Source organism: Rhodococcus sp. WS3, assembly GCF_003797085.1.
Lineage (GTDB): Bacteria > Actinomycetota > Actinomycetes > Mycobacteriales > Mycobacteriaceae > Rhodococcus_F > Rhodococcus_F globerula.
This window is the reverse complement of the sequence record NZ_RKMA01000002.1, coordinates 462,099-478,243: the sequence shown is the minus strand read 5'-3', so window position 1 is coordinate 478,243 and position 16,145 is coordinate 462,099. Positions and strand designations below refer to the sequence as shown.

General features: G+C 63.4%; 16 protein-coding genes. 14 read left to right on the top strand and 2 right to left on the bottom strand.

Going from position 1 to position 16,145, the window contains the following annotated elements; translation table 11 throughout:
- Nucleotides 1-22: 22 nt before the first annotated feature.
- Nucleotides 23-430, bottom strand: coding sequence for an SRPBCC family protein (locus tag EEB13_RS16230; RefSeq protein ID WP_033232169.1), 408 nt, complete (start codon nucleotides 428-430; stop codon nucleotides 23-25).
- Nucleotides 431-885: 455 nt separating this feature from the next.
- On the opposite strand from EEB13_RS16230, the gene aroC reads away from it, so the two are divergent.
- Genes aroC through aroQ form a run of 4 tightly spaced genes read left to right on the top strand, consistent with a single transcriptional unit; the run spans nucleotide 886 to nucleotide 4,171 of the window.
- Nucleotides 886-2,073, top strand: a complete 1,188-nt coding sequence (gene aroC, locus EEB13_RS16225; RefSeq protein WP_033232168.1) for a chorismate synthase — start codon at nucleotides 886-888, stop codon at nucleotides 2,071-2,073.
- A gap of 28 nt (nucleotides 2,074-2,101) precedes the next feature.
- Nucleotides 2,102-2,611: a shikimate kinase gene (locus tag EEB13_RS16220; RefSeq protein ID WP_033232167.1), complete on the top strand. Its 510-nt coding sequence runs from the start codon at nucleotides 2,102-2,104 to the stop codon at nucleotides 2,609-2,611.
- Nucleotides 2,612-2,636: 25 nt separating this feature from the next.
- Complete coding sequence (gene aroB / locus EEB13_RS16215) at nucleotides 2,637-3,746, top strand: 3-dehydroquinate synthase (protein ID WP_033232166.1); 1,110 nt, start codon at nucleotides 2,637-2,639, stop codon at nucleotides 3,744-3,746.
- Complete coding sequence (gene aroQ, locus EEB13_RS16210; protein ID WP_138868466.1) at nucleotides 3,743-4,171, top strand: type II 3-dehydroquinate dehydratase; 429 nt, start codon at nucleotides 3,743-3,745, stop codon at nucleotides 4,169-4,171. The genes aroB and aroQ overlap by 4 nt, the downstream gene beginning before the upstream one ends.
- Before the next feature lie 76 nt (nucleotides 4,172-4,247).
- Here aroQ and EEB13_RS16205 read toward each other — a convergent pair whose 3' ends face one another.
- Nucleotides 4,248-4,856, bottom strand: a complete 609-nt coding sequence (locus tag EEB13_RS16205) for a B-4DMT family transporter (protein ID WP_033232164.1) — start codon at nucleotides 4,854-4,856, stop codon at nucleotides 4,248-4,250.
- A gap of 111 nt (nucleotides 4,857-4,967) precedes the next feature.
- Between EEB13_RS16205 and EEB13_RS16200 the strand changes: the two genes are divergently transcribed.
- The 10 genes from EEB13_RS16200 to pyrF all read left to right on the top strand — a co-directional run bounded on the left by EEB13_RS16200 (nucleotide 4,968) and on the right by pyrF (nucleotide 16,141).
- Nucleotides 4,968-6,062, top strand: a complete 1,095-nt coding sequence (locus EEB13_RS16200) for a M24 family metallopeptidase (RefSeq protein ID WP_141485808.1) — start codon at nucleotides 4,968-4,970, stop codon at nucleotides 6,060-6,062.
- Between the two features lie 35 nt (nucleotides 6,063-6,097).
- Nucleotides 6,098-6,661 carry an elongation factor P gene (efp, locus tag EEB13_RS16195; RefSeq protein WP_033232162.1) on the top strand — a complete coding sequence of 188 codons (564 nt, stop codon included), beginning with the start codon at nucleotides 6,098-6,100 and terminating at the stop codon, nucleotides 6,659-6,661.
- A 1-nt stretch (nucleotide 6,662) separates the two neighbouring features.
- Nucleotides 6,663-7,160, top strand: a complete 498-nt coding sequence (gene nusB / locus EEB13_RS16190; protein WP_045067672.1) for a transcription antitermination factor NusB — start codon at nucleotides 6,663-6,665, stop codon at nucleotides 7,158-7,160.
- 182 nt (nucleotides 7,161-7,342) lie between these two features.
- Nucleotides 7,343-7,969 (top strand): bifunctional pyr operon transcriptional regulator/uracil phosphoribosyltransferase PyrR, encoded by a 627-nt coding sequence (pyrR, locus tag EEB13_RS16185; protein ID WP_033232160.1) that lies wholly within the window; start codon nucleotides 7,343-7,345, stop codon nucleotides 7,967-7,969.
- Nucleotides 7,966-8,910, top strand: coding sequence for an aspartate carbamoyltransferase catalytic subunit (locus EEB13_RS16180; RefSeq protein WP_033232159.1), 945 nt, complete (start codon nucleotides 7,966-7,968; stop codon nucleotides 8,908-8,910). Before pyrR ends, EEB13_RS16180 begins: the two co-directional genes overlap by 4 nt.
- Nucleotides 8,907-10,244 (top strand): dihydroorotase, encoded by a 1,338-nt coding sequence (locus tag EEB13_RS16175; protein ID WP_033232158.1) that lies wholly within the window; start codon nucleotides 8,907-8,909, stop codon nucleotides 10,242-10,244. The genes EEB13_RS16180 and EEB13_RS16175 overlap by 4 nt, the downstream gene beginning before the upstream one ends.
- A gap of 11 nt (nucleotides 10,245-10,255) precedes the next feature.
- Nucleotides 10,256-10,807: a hypothetical protein gene (locus EEB13_RS16170; protein ID WP_033232258.1), complete on the top strand. Its 552-nt coding sequence runs from the start codon at nucleotides 10,256-10,258 to the stop codon at nucleotides 10,805-10,807.
- Nucleotides 10,804-11,982: a glutamine-hydrolyzing carbamoyl-phosphate synthase small subunit gene (gene carA / locus EEB13_RS16165; protein ID WP_141485807.1), complete on the top strand. Its 1,179-nt coding sequence runs from the start codon at nucleotides 10,804-10,806 to the stop codon at nucleotides 11,980-11,982. The genes EEB13_RS16170 and carA overlap by 4 nt, the downstream gene beginning before the upstream one ends.
- Nucleotides 11,982-15,323, top strand: coding sequence for a carbamoyl-phosphate synthase large subunit (gene carB / locus EEB13_RS16160; protein ID WP_033232156.1), 3,342 nt, complete (start codon nucleotides 11,982-11,984; stop codon nucleotides 15,321-15,323). Before carA ends, carB begins: the two co-directional genes overlap by 1 nt.
- Nucleotides 15,320-16,141 (top strand): orotidine-5'-phosphate decarboxylase, encoded by an 822-nt coding sequence (pyrF, locus tag EEB13_RS16155; protein WP_141485805.1) that lies wholly within the window; start codon nucleotides 15,320-15,322, stop codon nucleotides 16,139-16,141. The genes carB and pyrF overlap by 4 nt, the downstream gene beginning before the upstream one ends.
- The last annotated feature ends 4 nt before the right edge of the window (nucleotides 16,142-16,145 follow it).

Here is a 16,145-nt window from a genome sequence, read left to right as displayed (position 1 = left end):
GTGGGACAAGAGAACTCGAGGCTTATCGGATGGCCTCCATTGTCTGTTTGAAGATGCCCAGGCCGTGTTCCATTGCGGCGCCCATCGCAGTGGCGAGGTCATCCGGTTGTACGTCGTGGATCCACACGAATCGGCTGCGCCCGTCGCTGTGGGGGAAGACTTGCATCGACGCGTTGTCGTGTGTCGGCGCCATGGTGCCACCGATGACGGAGTAGGCGAGTCGGCGCGATGGGTCGTCGAGAGCGACGAGCCGTTCACGCGCGACGGTTCCGTCCGAGAAAGTGGCGATTCTGATTTCGGGCTCTTCGAGTTTGCTGTTGATCACGAATCCCGGCGCCATCCGAACGGGCCCGTCAGCGAAGTCGCTGATAACGCCCCACACGTCCGCAGGGTCCGCATCGATAACGATCTCTTTCTGCACAGAGGCCATTTTCTGCTCTTTTCTGTAGAGGGCGCCCTGGTCGCTTCTGGAAACCACGTTACGAGGCAGCTAGGACAACTACTGACCTAATTGTCGGCTGTGCTGAGTTGGTCGAGGAGCTTGTCCAAGAACTCGTGTTCTTCGACGACAAGGTCACCGTCGAGTTGGGCTCGTATCCAGCTGTTGGGGAAACTGCTTCGGTGCAGTAAGTGAGAGCCGCGTCCCCGCGGGGACGTTCCGGGACCGTGCCTTTACGTTTACGTTCGAGGTGTCGTGGTGGATGGGGCTGGCACCCGATCTTCGTGGCGACCCGTCGGAGGGGCCGTCAACCCTTCAACTGCGTTCGAGGAGACTTGGAGGACGTCGCACACTCAATGCCCCTTCCGGTGTGACATCGAGCAATCGGGCAGAGGTCGAAGGACCACTGTCACAACCACAGTCCGCGACGTGGAAAGATAGTCGTCGTGCTGCGTTGGATAACTGCTGGAGAATCCCATGGTCCCGCCCTCGTCGCGATGCTCGAGGGCATGGTTGCGGGGGTCGAAGTGACCTCTGAGGCCATCTCGTCCGAACTTGCCCGTCGTCGACTCGGCTATGGCCGTGGCGCGCGGATGAAGTTCGAGGCTGACAAGGTCACCATCATCGGTGGTGTCCGCCACGGCTTTACGCTCGGTGGCCCCGTTGCCATCGAAATCGGCAACACCGAGTGGCCGAAGTGGGAAACCATCATGTCCGCAGACCCGGTCGATCCGGATCTGCTCGCCGATCAGGCCCGTAATGCACCGTTGACGCGTCCGCGTCCCGGCCACGCCGATTACAGCGGCATGCTCAAGTACGGCTTCAATGACGCCCGTCCCATTCTCGAGCGTGCGAGTGCTCGTGAGACCGCTGCCCGTGTTGCTGCCGGAACCGTGGCTCGCTCTTTCCTGCGTCAGGTGTTCGGCGTCGAGGTTGTCTCGCACGTCATCTCCATCGGTGCATCCGAGCCCTATGTCGGACCGGTTCCCGAGGGCAAGGATCTGGACGCGATCGACGCGAGCCCGGTCCGCGCTTTCGACAAGGCCGCCGAAGAGTCGATGATCGCCGAAATCGAAGCGGCTAAGAAGGACGGCGACACCCTCGGTGGCGTCGTCGAGGTTGTCATTCACGGCCTGCCTGTCGGTATCGGAACGTTTGTCAGCGGCGCCGAGCGTCTCGACGCGCGACTTGCTGCTGCCCTCATGGGAATTCAGGCCATCAAGGGTGTCGAGGTCGGCGACGGTTTCGAGACCGCGCGTCGCCGCGGCAGCGAAGCTCACGACGAGATCCGCCCCGGCCCGGACGGCATTGTCCGTTCCACCAACCGCGCAGGCGGTATCGAAGGCGGCATGACCAACGGCGAGGCACTGCGGGTTCGCGCCGCGATGAAGCCGATCTCAACGGTGCCGCGCGCATTGGCGACGGTCGACATGGAAAGCGGTGAAGAGGCAGTTGCCATCCATCAGCGCAGTGACGTCTGCGCGGTTCCGGCTGCCGGTGTTGTTGCGGAATCCATGGTTGCGCTTGTTGTCGCTCAAGCCGCACTCGAAAAGTTCGGCGGTGATTCCATTGCCGAGACCACAGCGAACTACCGGCGCTACGCCGACGGTATCGCAGCCCGACCGCCTCGCTGAGAGCGTCCGAGCGGAAGGTCCTGCCACGATGAAACCGAAAGCTGTACTTATCGGGCCACCCGGCGCTGGTAAGTCGACCATCGGCCGTCGTATCGCGCAGGCGTTGGAACTCGACCTGGTTGACACTGACGCCGAGATCGAAAAGACGACCGGACGGACGATTCCCGACATCTTCACGCACGACGGCGAGCCACGCTTTCGTGAGATCGAGGAAGATGTGGTTCGGGAAGCGTTGGCCAGCACGGACGGCATTGTCTCGCTCGGTGGCGGTGCGATCTTGTCGGAGCGCACGCGCGCATTGCTCGACGGTCACACCGTGATCTACCTCGAGATCAGTGTCGCCGAAGGGCTGCGCCGGACAGGTGCCAACAATCACCGACCGCTTCTGGCGGGCGGCGATCCCAAGGTGAAATATCAGGAATTGATGCGGCGTCGGCGTCCGTTGTACCGGCGTGCCGCCACCATCCGGATACGCACAGACGGTCGGAGTCCGTCGCGCGTCGTCGCGCAGTTGGTATCCAAACTTGAAGACAAATGATCAACCGGAGCGGAGCAGTGGAGCAGTGACCGAACCCGTAGTTGTAGAGGTGAAGACCGCAAGTCCTTACCCGGTTGTGATCGGGCGCGGTCTGCTCGGCGACATCGTCGCCGAGTTGGAGGGCACGCGGACCGTCGCAATTTTCCATCAGCCACCGCTCGCGGAAACCGCTGAGGCCGTGCGCGGCGCATTGGCGGAGAAGGGAATCGACGCGCATCGCATCGAGATCCCGGACGCCGAGGACGGCAAGGATCTGGCTGTGGCCGGCTTCTGCTGGGACGTGTTGGGACGTATCGGCCTGACCCGCAGCGACGCGATCATGAGCCTCGGCGGCGGCGCCGCGACAGACCTCACCGGTTTTGTGGCAGCAACATGGATGCGCGGCGTCAAGGTTGTGCACGTTCCGACCACATTGCTGGCGATGGTCGACGCGGCAGTGGGCGGCAAGACGGGCATCAACACCGAAGCCGGCAAGAACCTCGTCGGTGCGTTCCACGAACCGGGCGCGGTGTTCATCGATCTCGCGACTCTCGAGACGGTGCCGCATAACGAGATCGTCGCCGGTTTGGCAGAGGTCATCAAGACCGGCTTCATTTCCGACCCTGTCATCCTGGACCTGATCGAGGCAGACCCGAAGGCTGCGCTGGATCCGTCGGGAACTGTTCTGCCCGAACTGATTCGACGTTCCGTCGAGGTCAAGGCCAAGGTTGTCGCAGCCGATCTTCGCGAGTCGGATCTGCGCGAAATCCTCAACTACGGACACACGCTGGCACACGCGATCGAGCGCCGTGAGCAGTACAAGTGGCGTCACGGCGCCGCTGTGTCGGTAGGCCTGGTGTTCGCTGCCGAATTGGGTCGCCTGGCCGGGCGCCTCGACGACGCGACAGCCGATCGCCACAAGTCGATCCTCGAATTGGTGGGGCTCCCGACGTCGTACGACGACGATGCTTTTTCTCAGTTGCTCGCCGGAATGCAGACCGACAAGAAGAACCGTGCCGGACTGCTGCGGTTCGTTGTTCTCGACGGCTTGGCCAAGCCCGGCAGGCTCGAAGGCCCGGATCCGTCGCTGCTGGTTGCGGCGTACTCGGCTATTGCCCGCCCGCCCAGGGCATCCGGCGGAACGGTTCGCCTGTGAAAATCAACGTCGTCAACGGACCGAATCTCGGCCGCCTCGGTAAGCGTCAGCCGGAGGTGTACGGCGCGACCACGCACGACGATCTGGTCGAACTGTGTGTCGCGGCCGGTAAGGAATTGGGCGTCGAGGTGGTTGTTCGTCAGAGCGATCACGAAGGCGACCTGCTCGGCTGGATTCACGACGCGGCGGATGCCGGCGAACCGGTAATTCTCAACGCCGGCGGATTGACTCATACCTCTGTCGTATTGCGTGATGCGTGCGTCGAGCTCACCGCCGGTCTGGTCGAGGTTCACATCTCGAATGTTCATGCGCGCGAGGAGTTTCGGCACAATTCTCTCCTCAGTCCTATCGCGGCCGGCGTGATCGTCGGGTTGGGTGTTGCCGGATACCCACTGGCGATCAGGTTCCTCGCCGAGCGCGGTTGAAGTACGTAGACACAAGAAACCTACACACGACTGAGGGCTCCGAGGATGATTTCCTCGGAGCCCTCAGTCGTGGACGTTACTGTTCGCGCTTGCCCAGGTCGATGGCGGGAAAGACGGTTGTGTCGGCGTCGGATTCCTCGACCGTCATGGCAGCGCCGCTGTACGCGTGCTGGGTTGTGGGGGAGTCGTAGCCCTCGCTGACGGGGACAGGTTCATGGTGGCGCTCATGCGACGGAGTTTGCGGGGCCGTGCCGTGCTTGCGCTGCTCACGGCTCGTGAAGAACCGGCCGACGGTAACGGCGACCATCGCGGGAACGAAGATGAGCAGAATCGTGAAGGCCGCACCGGCGGTGATTTCGAAGAACAGACCCTGTTGGGTCAGTTCGAGGGCCGGGACGAGGCTCAGGAGCCAGCTGGCTGCGCCGGCGACGAAGCCACCGACAACGGCGGCTTTGAGCCACAGCATCAGGAGGTCTGCACCGTCGTCCGGCTCGGGGAACTGGCGACGATCACGGATCCCGTCGATTCCGCCCCAGATCGCAGCAAGTGCGATGACGATGAACAGGGAGAGCCATCGCAGGGTGGAGCCCTGGAGTGGCCACTGAGCGATCGCCATACCGAGCAATGCGCGAAACACAACATGTATCAGGGCCATGCCGAGGCCACGTACTAACCACGCGTTCATACCTACAGCCTAACTAGAACAGATTCCACTTGTGGCCTAACCCACAATTATTGCTGTAACCGCGCGTTTCGGATTGAGAGGGAGACCGCGACGAGCGGGTAGGTTCGAGTCATGTCAGTTGATCATCGGTCCCGCCGTGATGCCCTCCGTACGCTTCTGGTTGAGCGCGAACTCGACGCGATTCTCGTCACAGACCTTCTGAACATCCGCTACCTCACCGGGTTCACCGGTTCGAATGCCGCGCTGGTGGTGAGCGCTCGAGATGCTGATGGCGACGAGGATGCGACAGTAATCTGCACGGACGGTCGTTACGTCACGCAAGTTGCCGAGCAGGTGCCGGATCTGCGGGCCGAAATCGATCGTTCGAGCGCAGCGCATCTGATCGGAACCTTCTCGGGCGACGCCCTGGCTTTCGAGGCGCACGTCGCGACGTTTGCCGAGCACCGATCCTGGACGGAGTCGGCGCCGTCCGTCCGGTTCGAACCGGTGAGCGGGCTTGTCGAGAAACTACGGATGGTCAAGGACGAGCACGAGATCGGATTGTTGCGTGCCGCGTGTGCGGCAGCCGATGATGCGTTGGCGCAGTTGATCACTCGCGGGGGACTGCGGCCGGGTCGCACCGAACGCGAGGTGGGCCGCGAACTGGAAAACCTCATGTTCGAGAACGGCGCCGACGGAATCTCCTTCGAGACGATCGTGGCAGCCGGATCGAACTCCGCGATTCCGCATCACCGACCCACCGGTGCGGAATTGGCGTCTGGCGACTTCGTGAAATTGGACTTCGGCGCCCAGGTCGGCGGGTATCACTCCGATATGACTCGCACCTACGTGCTGGAGACTGTTTCCGATTGGCAACGGGACGTCTACGAACTGGTTGCCAAGTCCCAAGCGGCCGGCTGCGCGGCCCTGGTTCCCGGTGCAGAATGTGCCGCCGTCGACGCTGCGGCACGCTCGGTGATCGACGACGCAGGGTACGGCGAGTTGTTCCTGCACGGCCTCGGACACGGTGTGGGGCTGGAAATCCACGAAGCTCCCGGAATCGGGAAGCTCGGCACCGGTACACTTCTTTCCGGCGCGGCGGTGACCGTCGAGCCGGGCGTGTACTTCTCCGGGCGCGGAGGCGTACGGATCGAGGACACGCTCGTTGTTCGTGAGCAGGGGCCAGAGCTGCTCACACTGACCGCAAAAGACCTTACCGTCATCTGAGACGGTTTCCCGACCCCCTAGGAGACGCGAAGCAAGTGGCTTCCACCAGTGATTTCAAGAACGGTCTGGTTCTGCAGATCGAAGGCCAGCTGTGGACGATTATCGAGTTCCAGCATGTCAAGCCCGGCAAGGGCCCTGCCTTCGTGCGTACCAAGCTCAAGAACGTGCTCTCGGGCAAGGTAGTGGACAAGACGTTCAACGCCGGTGTGAAGGTCGAGACCGCCACGGTCGACCGCCGCGACATGACCTACCTGTACCACGACGGTAGCGACTACATCTTCATGGACGGCGACACCTACGACCAGATTCCGATCAGCGAAACTGTCGTCGGCGAGCAGTCGCGTTTCCTTCTCGAGAACATGGCCGTTCAGGTTGCGACTCACGAGGACGTCCCGCTTTTCGTCGAGCTCCCGGTCACGGTCGAGCTTGTCGTTCAGCACACCGATCCGGGCCTGCAGGGCGACCGCTCCACCGGTGGCACCAAGCCGGCCACCCTCGAGACCGGTGCCGAGATCAACGTGCCGCTGTTCATCAACACCGGTGACAAGCTCAAGGTCGATTCGCGTGACGGTAACTACCTCGGGCGTGTGAATTCCTAAAGTGTCCGGCACTCATAAGAAACTCGGTGCGCGCCACAAGGCGCGCAAGCGTGCTGTCGACTTCCTTTTCGAAGCCGAGGCACGTGACCTCGACCCGGTAGAACTGGCGTCGGAGCGTTCCGATCTGTCCGTCAAGGACGACGCAGTAGCTCCCGTTGCCCCGTACACGGTCACCTTGGTGTCCGGAGTTGCGGAGAACCTCGACCGGATCGATCAGGTCATCTCGTCGCACCTGCAGGACTGGACGCTCGAGCGTCTGCCCGCAGTCGACCGCGCGATTCTGCGTATTGCCGTGTGGGAGCTCTTCCACGCGACCGACGTCCCGCCGGTTGTTGCCGTGGACGAGGCCGTCGAATTGGCAAAGCAGTTGTCGACGGACGACTCGCCGGGATTCGTCAACGGAATCCTCGGCCAGGTTGTCCTCGTAGCTCCGCAGGTTCGTTCGGCCGCTGCGGCGACTTCGCAGCGCGCGCAGGACACCGATTCGGGTACCGAGTAGCTCTACCGTTCCGCGTATTTCAGTACTACCGCCCGCCGTGCGAGCTTAGGTTGTGTGTCTGCACACAACCCGTCATGACGACGGCTCGCGCGGCGGGTTTCAGGTCTGTCGGCTGATAGGGTGGGGAACCGTCAGACATCCTTTAACGATCCGTCCAGTGAGGCGGAGAAGGAGGTCGCTGTATGAGCGTGCCCGAAGGGTCTCGCCCATCCGATCTTGCAGGTCCAGATACAACGCAGGCCAGTGACGCCGAGACCCGCGAATTGCTGTCCGCCCAGGATGTGGGCCGGACCGTCGCGCGAATCGCGCACGAGATCATCGAGAAAACGGCACTCGACGGACCAGAAGGTACTGCGCCCCGCGTAGTCCTCATCGGTATTCCCACCAGGGGCACCACCATCGCGACACGTCTCCGCGACAAGATCGAAGAATTCTCCGGTGTGCGTACACCCATCGGATCTCTCGACATCACGCTCTACCGTGACGATCTCCGCACCAAGCCGCACCGCCCCCTCGAACGGACCTCCGTTCCCGAAGGTGGCGTCGACAACGCGTTGGTCGTACTCGTCGACGACGTCCTGTTCTCCGGCCGTACCGTCCGCTCCGCCTTGGACGCTCTTCGTGACCTGGGACGCCCTCGTGCAGTGCAGCTTGCCGTACTGGTCGACCGCGGCCACCGCGAACTCCCGCTGCGCGCCGATTACGTCGGCAAGAACGTTCCCACCGCGAGGTCCGAGGACGTCAAGGTACTCCTTCAGGAACACGACGGCCGGGACGCTGTGGTCATTTCCGGAGGTAAGAGCGCGTGAAGCACCTTCTCTCCATCGCAGACCTCAACCGAGAGTCCGCGATCGAACTTCTCGACGAGGCCGAACGCTTCGAGCAGGCACTCCTGGGCCGTGAAGTTCACAAGCTCCCGACACTTCGTGGCCGCACAGTGATGACGGTGTTCTTCGAGAACTCCACCCGCACCCGGGTGTCCTTCGAGGTGGCCGGTAAGTGGATGAGCGCCGACGTCATCAACGTCAGTGCATCCAGCTCGTCGGTGTCGAAGGGTGAATCGCTGCGCGATACCGCGATGACACTGCGTGCTGCCGGCGCCGACGCTCTGATCGTTCGTCACCCCGCGTCGGGCGCAGCTCATCAGATCGCCCAGTGGACCGGCACCGCATCGGACGGTGGCCCCGCGGTCATCAACGCCGGCGACGGCACTCACGAACATCCCACGCAGGCGTTGCTCGACGCTCTGACCTTGCGTCAACGTCTCGGCGACATCGAGGGCAAGCGGATCGCCATTGTCGGCGACATCCTGCACAGTCGTGTCGCGCGTTCCAACGCGTTGCTTCTGTCGATGCTCGGCGCCGAGGTTGTCCTCGTTGCCCCGCCGACGCTGCTGCCGATCGGTGCGCACACGTGGCCGGTCACCGTCTCGCATTCACTCGACGCGGAACTGCCCGGACTCGATGCAGTCCTGATGCTGCGGGTCCAGGCCGAACGCATGAACGGCGGATTCTTCCCGTCGCAGCGCGAGTATTCGATCAATTACGGCCTGTCCGAGAAGCGTCTCGGAATGCTGGCCGATCACGCGGTGGTCCTGCACCCCGGCCCGATGCTGCGCGGCATGGAAATCGCCTCGGCCGTCGCAGATTCCCCCAAAGCTGCTGTGCTGCAGCAGGTTACCAATGGTGTGCACATGCGTATGGCTGTCTTGTTCCGGCTTCTGGTCGGTTCAGAGGACGGTGCGATGTGACAAGCAATCAGAACGGAGAATCACCGGTGAGTGTCCTGCTCCGCGGCGTACTGATCTACGGAGAAGGGGAAGCCGTCGACGTCCGTGTCGGCGACGGAGTCATTCTCGAGATCGGCGTGAACCTGGATCCGGCCACCGCATCCGAGGTGATCGACGGCAGTGGTCAGATCCTGCTTCCCGGATTTGTCGACCTGCACACGCATCTGCGTGAACCCGGTCGTGAAGACACGGAAACCATCGAAACAGGTTCTGCGGCAGCCGCTCTGGGTGGATACACCGCAGTCTTCGCGATGGCGAACACCAGCCCTGTCGCCGATTCCGTGGTCATCACCGATCACGTGTGGCGACGTGGCCAGGAAGTCGGCCTCGTCGACGTCCATCCCGTCGGAGCTGTCACTGTCGGCCTCGAAGGCAAGCAGCTCGCCGAGATGGCAACCATGGCCGCAGGTGTCGGCAAGGTCAAGATGTTCTCCGACGACGGTCATTGCGTCGACAACCCGCTGATCATGCGCCGCGCGCTCGAATACTCCAGCTCGCTGGGCGTTCTCATCGCGCAGCACGCCGAGGAGCCGCGTTTGACGGTCGGCGCAGTTGCCCACGAGGGCCCGACGGCCGCTCGCCTCGGATTGGCCGGCTGGCCACGCGCCGCGGAAGAGTCCATCGTTGCCCGCGACGCACTCCTTGCCCGTGACGCCGGCGCCCGGGTCCACATCTGCCACGCGTCGACAGCGGGAACCGTCGAACTCGTCAAGTGGGCTCGCGGACAGGGTATTTCGATCACTGCCGAGGTCACCCCGCACCACCTGCTGCTCGACGATTCGCGTCTCGAGACGTACGACGCCATCAACAAGGTCAACCCGCCACTTCGTGAGGCCAGCGATGTTGCTGCCCTGCGCAAGGGCCTGGCCGAGGGCATCATCGACTGCGTGGCCACCGATCACGCTCCGCACGCCGAGCAGGACAAGTGCTGCGAGTTCGCCGCTGCGCGCCCCGGCATGCTCGGCCTCGAGACGGCGCTCTCGATCATCGTGCAAACGATGGTGGAGCCCGGACTGCTCGACTGGCGCGGCGTTGCTCGCGTCATGAGTGAGCGTCCCGCAGCGATTGTCGGCCTCGACGATCAGGGCCGTCCCATCGAGGTAGGGGAGCCGGCCAACCTGACGTTGATCGATCCCTCCGCAGAATGGACCGTGCACGGCAAGGCACTGGCGAGTGTCGCGAGTAACACTCCGTATGAGTCGATGACATTGCCTGCTCGGGTCACGACCACACTGTTACGTGGCCGCGTTACTGCACACGACGGATCGCCGCGGCTGCTGAGCAGCAAGGAGTAGGCGTCATGGAGATGGAAAGAGTTCTGTGGATTGTCGGTCTGGTGGTCTTCTGGGCCGCGATGATCGGTTTGATGTTCATCGGCTGGCGTGGCCGCGCCCGACGACAGAAAGACAAGATCGGCGAGCTGCCCACGGTGCCGGCGACGTTGGGTGAATTGCTGGTCATGCCGACCACCGGCTTGTACGTCGGTAGCACCATCGCGCCCAGCTGGCAGGACCGCATTGCGGTCGGAGATCTCGGATTCCGGGCGACCTGCGAGATCAGTCGCTACTCCAACGGCATCCTGGTCGAGCGTGACGGGGCGTCTGCTATCTGGATCCCCGAGAAGTCGATCCGCGCGATCCGCACCGAGAGCGGTCTCGCAGGCAAGGTCATGAGCAAGGACGGGGTCCTGGTCATCCGCTGGGAGTTGCCGAGCGGAACCGAGATCGACACGGGCGTGCGCGGCGACGACAAAATGGTGTACCCGGACTGGGTCAAGCCGGTTACTGCTTCGAACAAGACGAACAACAATGAAGACGCAAGCTCTGGCGACATCGAGCAGAACGGAAAGAACGCATGAGCGGCTTTGACAGCAGCCCCGCAGTACTGGTCCTCGAAGACGGACGGGTGTTCCGCGGAACCACCTTCGGCGCGGTTGGACAGACGCTGGGCGAAGCGGTGTTCAGCACCGGCATGACCGGCTACCAGGAAACGCTCACCGATCCCAGCTACCACCGCCAGATCGTGGTCTCCACCGCGCCGCAGATCGGCAACACCGGTTGGAACGACGAAGACGACGAGTCGGTCGGACCGACCGGCGAGAGTGCCGGCGCCAAGATCTGGGTTGCCGGGTACGTCGTTCGTGACCCCTCGCGCGTCACCTCGAGCTGGCGTGCAACCGGTTCGCTACAGGCCAAGCTCGAAGAGCAGTCGATTGTCGGCATCGCCGGTATCGACACGCGCGCCCTGGTTCGCCACCTGCGTACTCGCGGTTCGATGAAGGCCGGAATCTTCTCCGGTGAAGCCATCGCCGCCGACGACGACGAGTTGGTCCGACGGGTTCAAGATCAGCCCACCATGCTCGGCGCCGATCTTGCCGGTGAGGTCAGCACGACCAGCGGCTACATCGTCGAGCCGAAGGGCGGCGAGGCGCTGTACACGGTTGCCGCCATCGACCTCGGTATCAAGACGAACACCCCGCGCATGTTCGCCGAGCGCGGCATTCGCGTCCACGTACTGCCGTCCAACGCGAGCCTCGAGCAGATCCTCGACCTCAAGGCCGATGGTGTGTTCCTCTCCAACGGCCCGGGCGACCCGGCCACCGCCGACGGCGCAGTGCACCTGACGAAAGAGGTCATCGGACAGGGCTTGCCGCTGTTCGGTATCTGCTTCGGCAACCAGATCCTGGGCCGCGCCCTCGGCCTGAGCACGTACAAGATGAAGTTCGGCCACCGCGGCATCAACATCCCGGTGATCGAGCATCAGACGGGTCGCATCGCGATCACCGCTCAGAACCACGGCTTCGCACTCGAAGGTGAAGCCGGCCAGGAATTCGACACCCCGTTCGGTCGCGCCGTGGTAAGCCACACCTGCGCCAACGACGGAGCCGTCGAAGGTGTTCGCCTGCTCGACGATTCGGCCTTCTCGGTGCAGTACCACCCGGAAGCTGCAGCCGGCCCGCACGACGCCGCGTATCTCTTCGACCGCTTCACCAGCCTGCTCTCCGCACGGAAAGAAACCGGAGTCAAGAACTAATGCCACGCCGTACAGATCTCAAGCACATCCTGGTAATCGGCTCCGGTCCGATCGTCATCGGTCAGGCCTGCGAGTTCGACTACTCGGGCACCCAGGCTTGCCGCGTCCTCCAGGAGGAGGGCCTGCGCGTCAGCCTGGTCAACTCCAACCCGGCCACCATCATGACGGACCCCGAGTTCGCCGACGCTACCTACGTCGAGCCGATCACGGCCGAGTTCCTCGAGAAGGTCATCGCCAAGGAAGCGTTGCAGGGCAACAAGATCGACGCCGTCCTCGCGACGCTCGGCGGTCAGACCGCTCTCAACGCCGCTGTGGCGCTGCACGAGCAGGGCATCCTCGAGAAGTACGACGTCGAGCTGATCGGTGCCGACTTCGACGCCATCCAGCGCGGCGAGGATCGCCAGAAGTTCAAGGACATCGTTGCCAAGGTCGGCGGCGAATCCGCGAAGTCGGCTGTGTGCTACACGATGGACGAAGTACACGCCACGGTTGCCGAACTCGGCTACCCGGTTGTCGTGCGCCCTTCCTTCACCATGGGCGGCCTCGGTTCCGGTATGGCGTACAACGTCGACGATCTCAACCGGATCGCCGGCGGCGGTCTGGCTGCATCGCCGACCGCCAACGTCCTGATCGAGGAATCCATCCTCGGGTGGAAGGAATACGAACTCGAACTCATGCGTGACAGTCGCGACAACGTCGTGATCGTCTGCTCCATCGAGAACGTCGACCCGGTTGGTGTCCACACCGGCGACAGCGTCACGGTCGCCCCGGCGATGACGCTGACCGACCGCGAGTACCAGGCAATGCGCGACCTCTCCATCGACATCCTGCGTGAGGTGGGCGTCGACACCGGCGGCTGCAACATCCAGTTCGCGATGGACCCGGCCGACGGCCGCCTGGTTGTCATCGAGATGAACCCGCGCGTCTCCCGCTCGTCGGCACTGGCATCGAAAGCGACCGGGTACCCGATCGCGAAGATGGCCGCCAAGCTGGCCATCGGATACACGCTCGACGAGATCGTCAACGACATCACCAAGGAAACGCCGGCCTGCTTCGAGCCGACGCTCGACTACGTCGTCGTCAAGGCTCCTCGCTTTGCGTTCGAGAAGTTCCCCGGCGCGGACGGAACTCTGACGACCACGATGAAGTCGGTGGGCGAGGCCATGAGCATCGGCCGCAACTTCACCGAGGCATTCGGCAAGGTCATGCGCTCGCTCGAGACCAAGCGTGCGGGTTACTGGACGGGCCCCGAGGTCGAAACCGAGAGCCTCGAAGCTCTGCTTGCCGATATCAGCGTTCCGCAGGACGGCCGGATGTACGGCATCGAGAAGGCATTTGCCCTCGGCGCCACCATCGAGCAGCTCTTCGACGCCACGAAGATCGACCCGTGGTTCCTCGATCAGTTCCAGCAGATCCACGAACTCGGTGAAAAGCTGCGCGTTGCAGAAACTTTCGATGAAATTGCGTTGCGTCAGGCCAAGTACCACGGTCTTTCGGATCGTCAGATCGCGGCCCTGCGCCCCGAACTCGGCGGCGAGGACGGTGTTCGCGCTCTGCGTGACGAGCTCGGTGTCCGCCCGGTCTACAAGACCGTCGACACGTGCGCCGCAGAGTTCGAAGCCAAGACGCCGTACCACTACTCGACGTACGAACTCGACCCCAACGCCGAGTCCGAGGTCGCCCCGCAGACCGAGCGTCCCAAGGTCCTGATCCTCGGATCGGGCCCCAACCGCATCGGTCAGGGCATCGAGTTCGACTACTCGTGTGTCCATGCAGCGCAGACTCTGTCCGAGGCCGGCTACGAGACCGTCATGGTCAACTGCAACCCCGAGACCGTCTCGACGGACTACGACACCGCTGATCGCCTGTACTTCGAGCCGCTCACGTTCGAGGACGTGTTCGAGGTCTACCGCGCTGAAGCACAGTCAGGCACCGTTGCCGGCGTCATCGTCCAGCTCGGTGGCCAGACCCCGCTCGGGTTGGCCAAGCGCCTCGAAGCTGCGGGCGTTCCCATCGTCGGAACCAGCCCCGCAGCCATCGACCTCGCAGAGGATCGCGGTGAGTTCGGTCGAGTGCTGACCGAAGCCGGTCTGCCCGCACCGAAGTTCGGTACCGCCACCACGTTCGACGGCGCCCGCGACATCGCGGCAGGAATCGGCTACCCGGTCCTGGTGCGTCCGTCGTACGTGCTCGGTGGACGCGGCATGGAGATCGTGTACGACGAGGCTTCACTCGCCAACTACATCTCCCGGGCCACGGAAATCTCCGACGACCGCCCTGTGCTGGTCGACCGCTTCCTCGAAGATGCGGTCGAGATCGACGTCGACGCTCTGTGCGACGGCACCGAGGTATACCTCGCGGGCGTCATGGAGCACATCGAGGAAGCCGGCATCCACTCCGGTGACTCGGCATGTGCGCTGCCGCCCATCACGCTGGGCCGTGCAGACCTCGAGAACGTTCGCCGCTCCACCGAGGCTCTGGCCAAGGGAATCGGCGTCAAGGGCCTACTCAACGTGCAGTACGCACTCAAGGACGACATCCTCTACGTCCTCGAAGCGAACCCGCGCGCCAGCCGCACCGTCCCGTTCGTCTCCAAGGCGACGGCTGTGCAGTTGGCCAAGGCCTGTGCTCGCGTCATGCTCGGCGAATCGATCGCCGAACTGCGGGTCAGCGGAATCCTGCCTGCAGAGGGCGACGGCGGAAACACCCCGGCCGGCGCACCGATCGCGGTCAAGGAAGCAGTACTGCCGTTCAACCGGTTCCGCCGCGCCGACGGAACCGGTGTCGACACCCTGCTGAGCCCGGAAATGAAGTCCACCGGCGAGGTCATGGGCATCGACTTCGACTTCGGCACTGCCTTCGCCAAGTCGCAGACCGCTGCCTACGGATCGCTGCCCACCGAAGGTGCCGTATTCGTCTCGGTTGCCAACAAGGACAAGCGTTCGCTGATCTTCCCGGTCAAGCGTCTTGCGGACCTGGGCTTCACGATCCTCGCGACAGACGGAACCGCAGAGGTCTTGCGTCGCAACGGTATCGAGTGCACCAACGTGTACAAGCAGTCCGGTGAAGAGGTGCCTGAGGGTGCTGTGACCATCGTCGACCAGATCCGCAGCGGTGAGGTCGCCATGATCATCAACACCCCGTACGGCAACTCCGGCCCACGCGTCGACGGCTACGAGATCCGCAGTGCCGCTGTGGCGTCGAACATTCCGTGCATCACGACAGTGCAGGGCGCTTCGGCTGCCGTTCAGGGCATCGAAGCTGTTCTGCGCGGCGACATCGGCGTTCACTCCTTGCAGGAACTGCACGCCGGACTGCGTCAACCGTCCGCACAGTCGTGACCCTCAGTTGGGGTCAGCGCCTTCGGTCCGCGACTGCGGACCGGGGGCGGCTGTGTGTGGGCATCGACCCGCATCCAGCTCTTCTCGACGCGTGGGGCTTGCCCCGCTCCGCTGACGGCTTGGCGAAGTTCGCGGACATCTGCGTCGAAGCGTTCACCGGTGAAGTTGCACTCGTGAAGCCGCAGGTTGCTTTTTTCGAGGCGTACGGCAGCGCAGGATTCGCCGTGCTCGAACGCACGATCGCGGCTCTTCGCGACGCCGGGACGCTTGTCGTGGCTGACGCCAAGCGCGGCGACATCGGTTCCACCATGGATGCGTATGCACAGGCGTGGCTCGGTGAATCGCCGCTGACCTCGGATTCGGTGACGGTGTCGCCGTACCTCGGATTCGGCGCCTTGGCTCCGGCCTTGGACCTTGCCCGCGAGAACGCGCGCGGAATCTTCGTGCTCGCGCGCACGTCCAACCCCGAGGGCGGCGGATTGCAGCAATCCTCCGCCGGTGGTGTGTCGGTGGCGCAGTCGATTGTCGACGACGCCGTTGCTGCCAACGCAGACGGCCGTGACACTGTCGGACTGGTTGTAGGCGCTACTCGCGATCACGGCTTGGACCTGACCGACTTCAACGGTCCGATCCTGGCTCCGGGACTCGGCGCTCAAGGTGCGACAGCCGCCGATCTGGCCGAGATCTTTGCCGGTTCGACGGAGTTGCTCCTGCCGAACTCGTCGCGCGGTGTTCTCAAGTACGGACCGTCTATATCGGCGCTCCGCGAGGCAGCCATGCGTGATCGGGACGAGATCGAAGCAGCGTTGGCGAACTGATCCG

Excerpts from the sequence above, each read along its gene's own strand:
- pyrR (WP_033232160.1), top strand. The coding sequence starts at position 7,343 with ATGAGCGTGCCCGAAGGGTCTCGCCCATCCGATCTTGCAGGTCCAGAT.
- EEB13_RS16170 (WP_033232258.1), top strand. The coding sequence starts at position 10,256 with ATGGAAAGAGTTCTGTGGATTGTCGGTCTGGTGGTCTTCTGGGCCGCG.
- EEB13_RS16220 (WP_033232167.1), top strand. The coding sequence starts at position 2,102 with ATGAAACCGAAAGCTGTACTTATCGGGCCACCCGGCGCTGGTAAGTCG.
- EEB13_RS16205 (WP_033232164.1), bottom strand. The coding sequence starts at position 4,856 with ATGAACGCGTGGTTAGTACGTGGCCTCGGCATGGCCCTGATACATGTT.
- carB (WP_033232156.1), top strand. The coding sequence starts at position 11,982 with ATGCCACGCCGTACAGATCTCAAGCACATCCTGGTAATCGGCTCCGGT.
- EEB13_RS16200 (WP_141485808.1), top strand. The coding sequence starts at position 4,968 with ATGTCAGTTGATCATCGGTCCCGCCGTGATGCCCTCCGTACGCTTCTG.
- carA (WP_141485807.1), top strand. The coding sequence starts at position 10,804 with ATGAGCGGCTTTGACAGCAGCCCCGCAGTACTGGTCCTCGAAGACGGA.
- EEB13_RS16230 (WP_033232169.1), bottom strand. The coding sequence starts at position 430 with ATGGCCTCTGTGCAGAAAGAGATCGTTATCGATGCGGACCCTGCGGAC.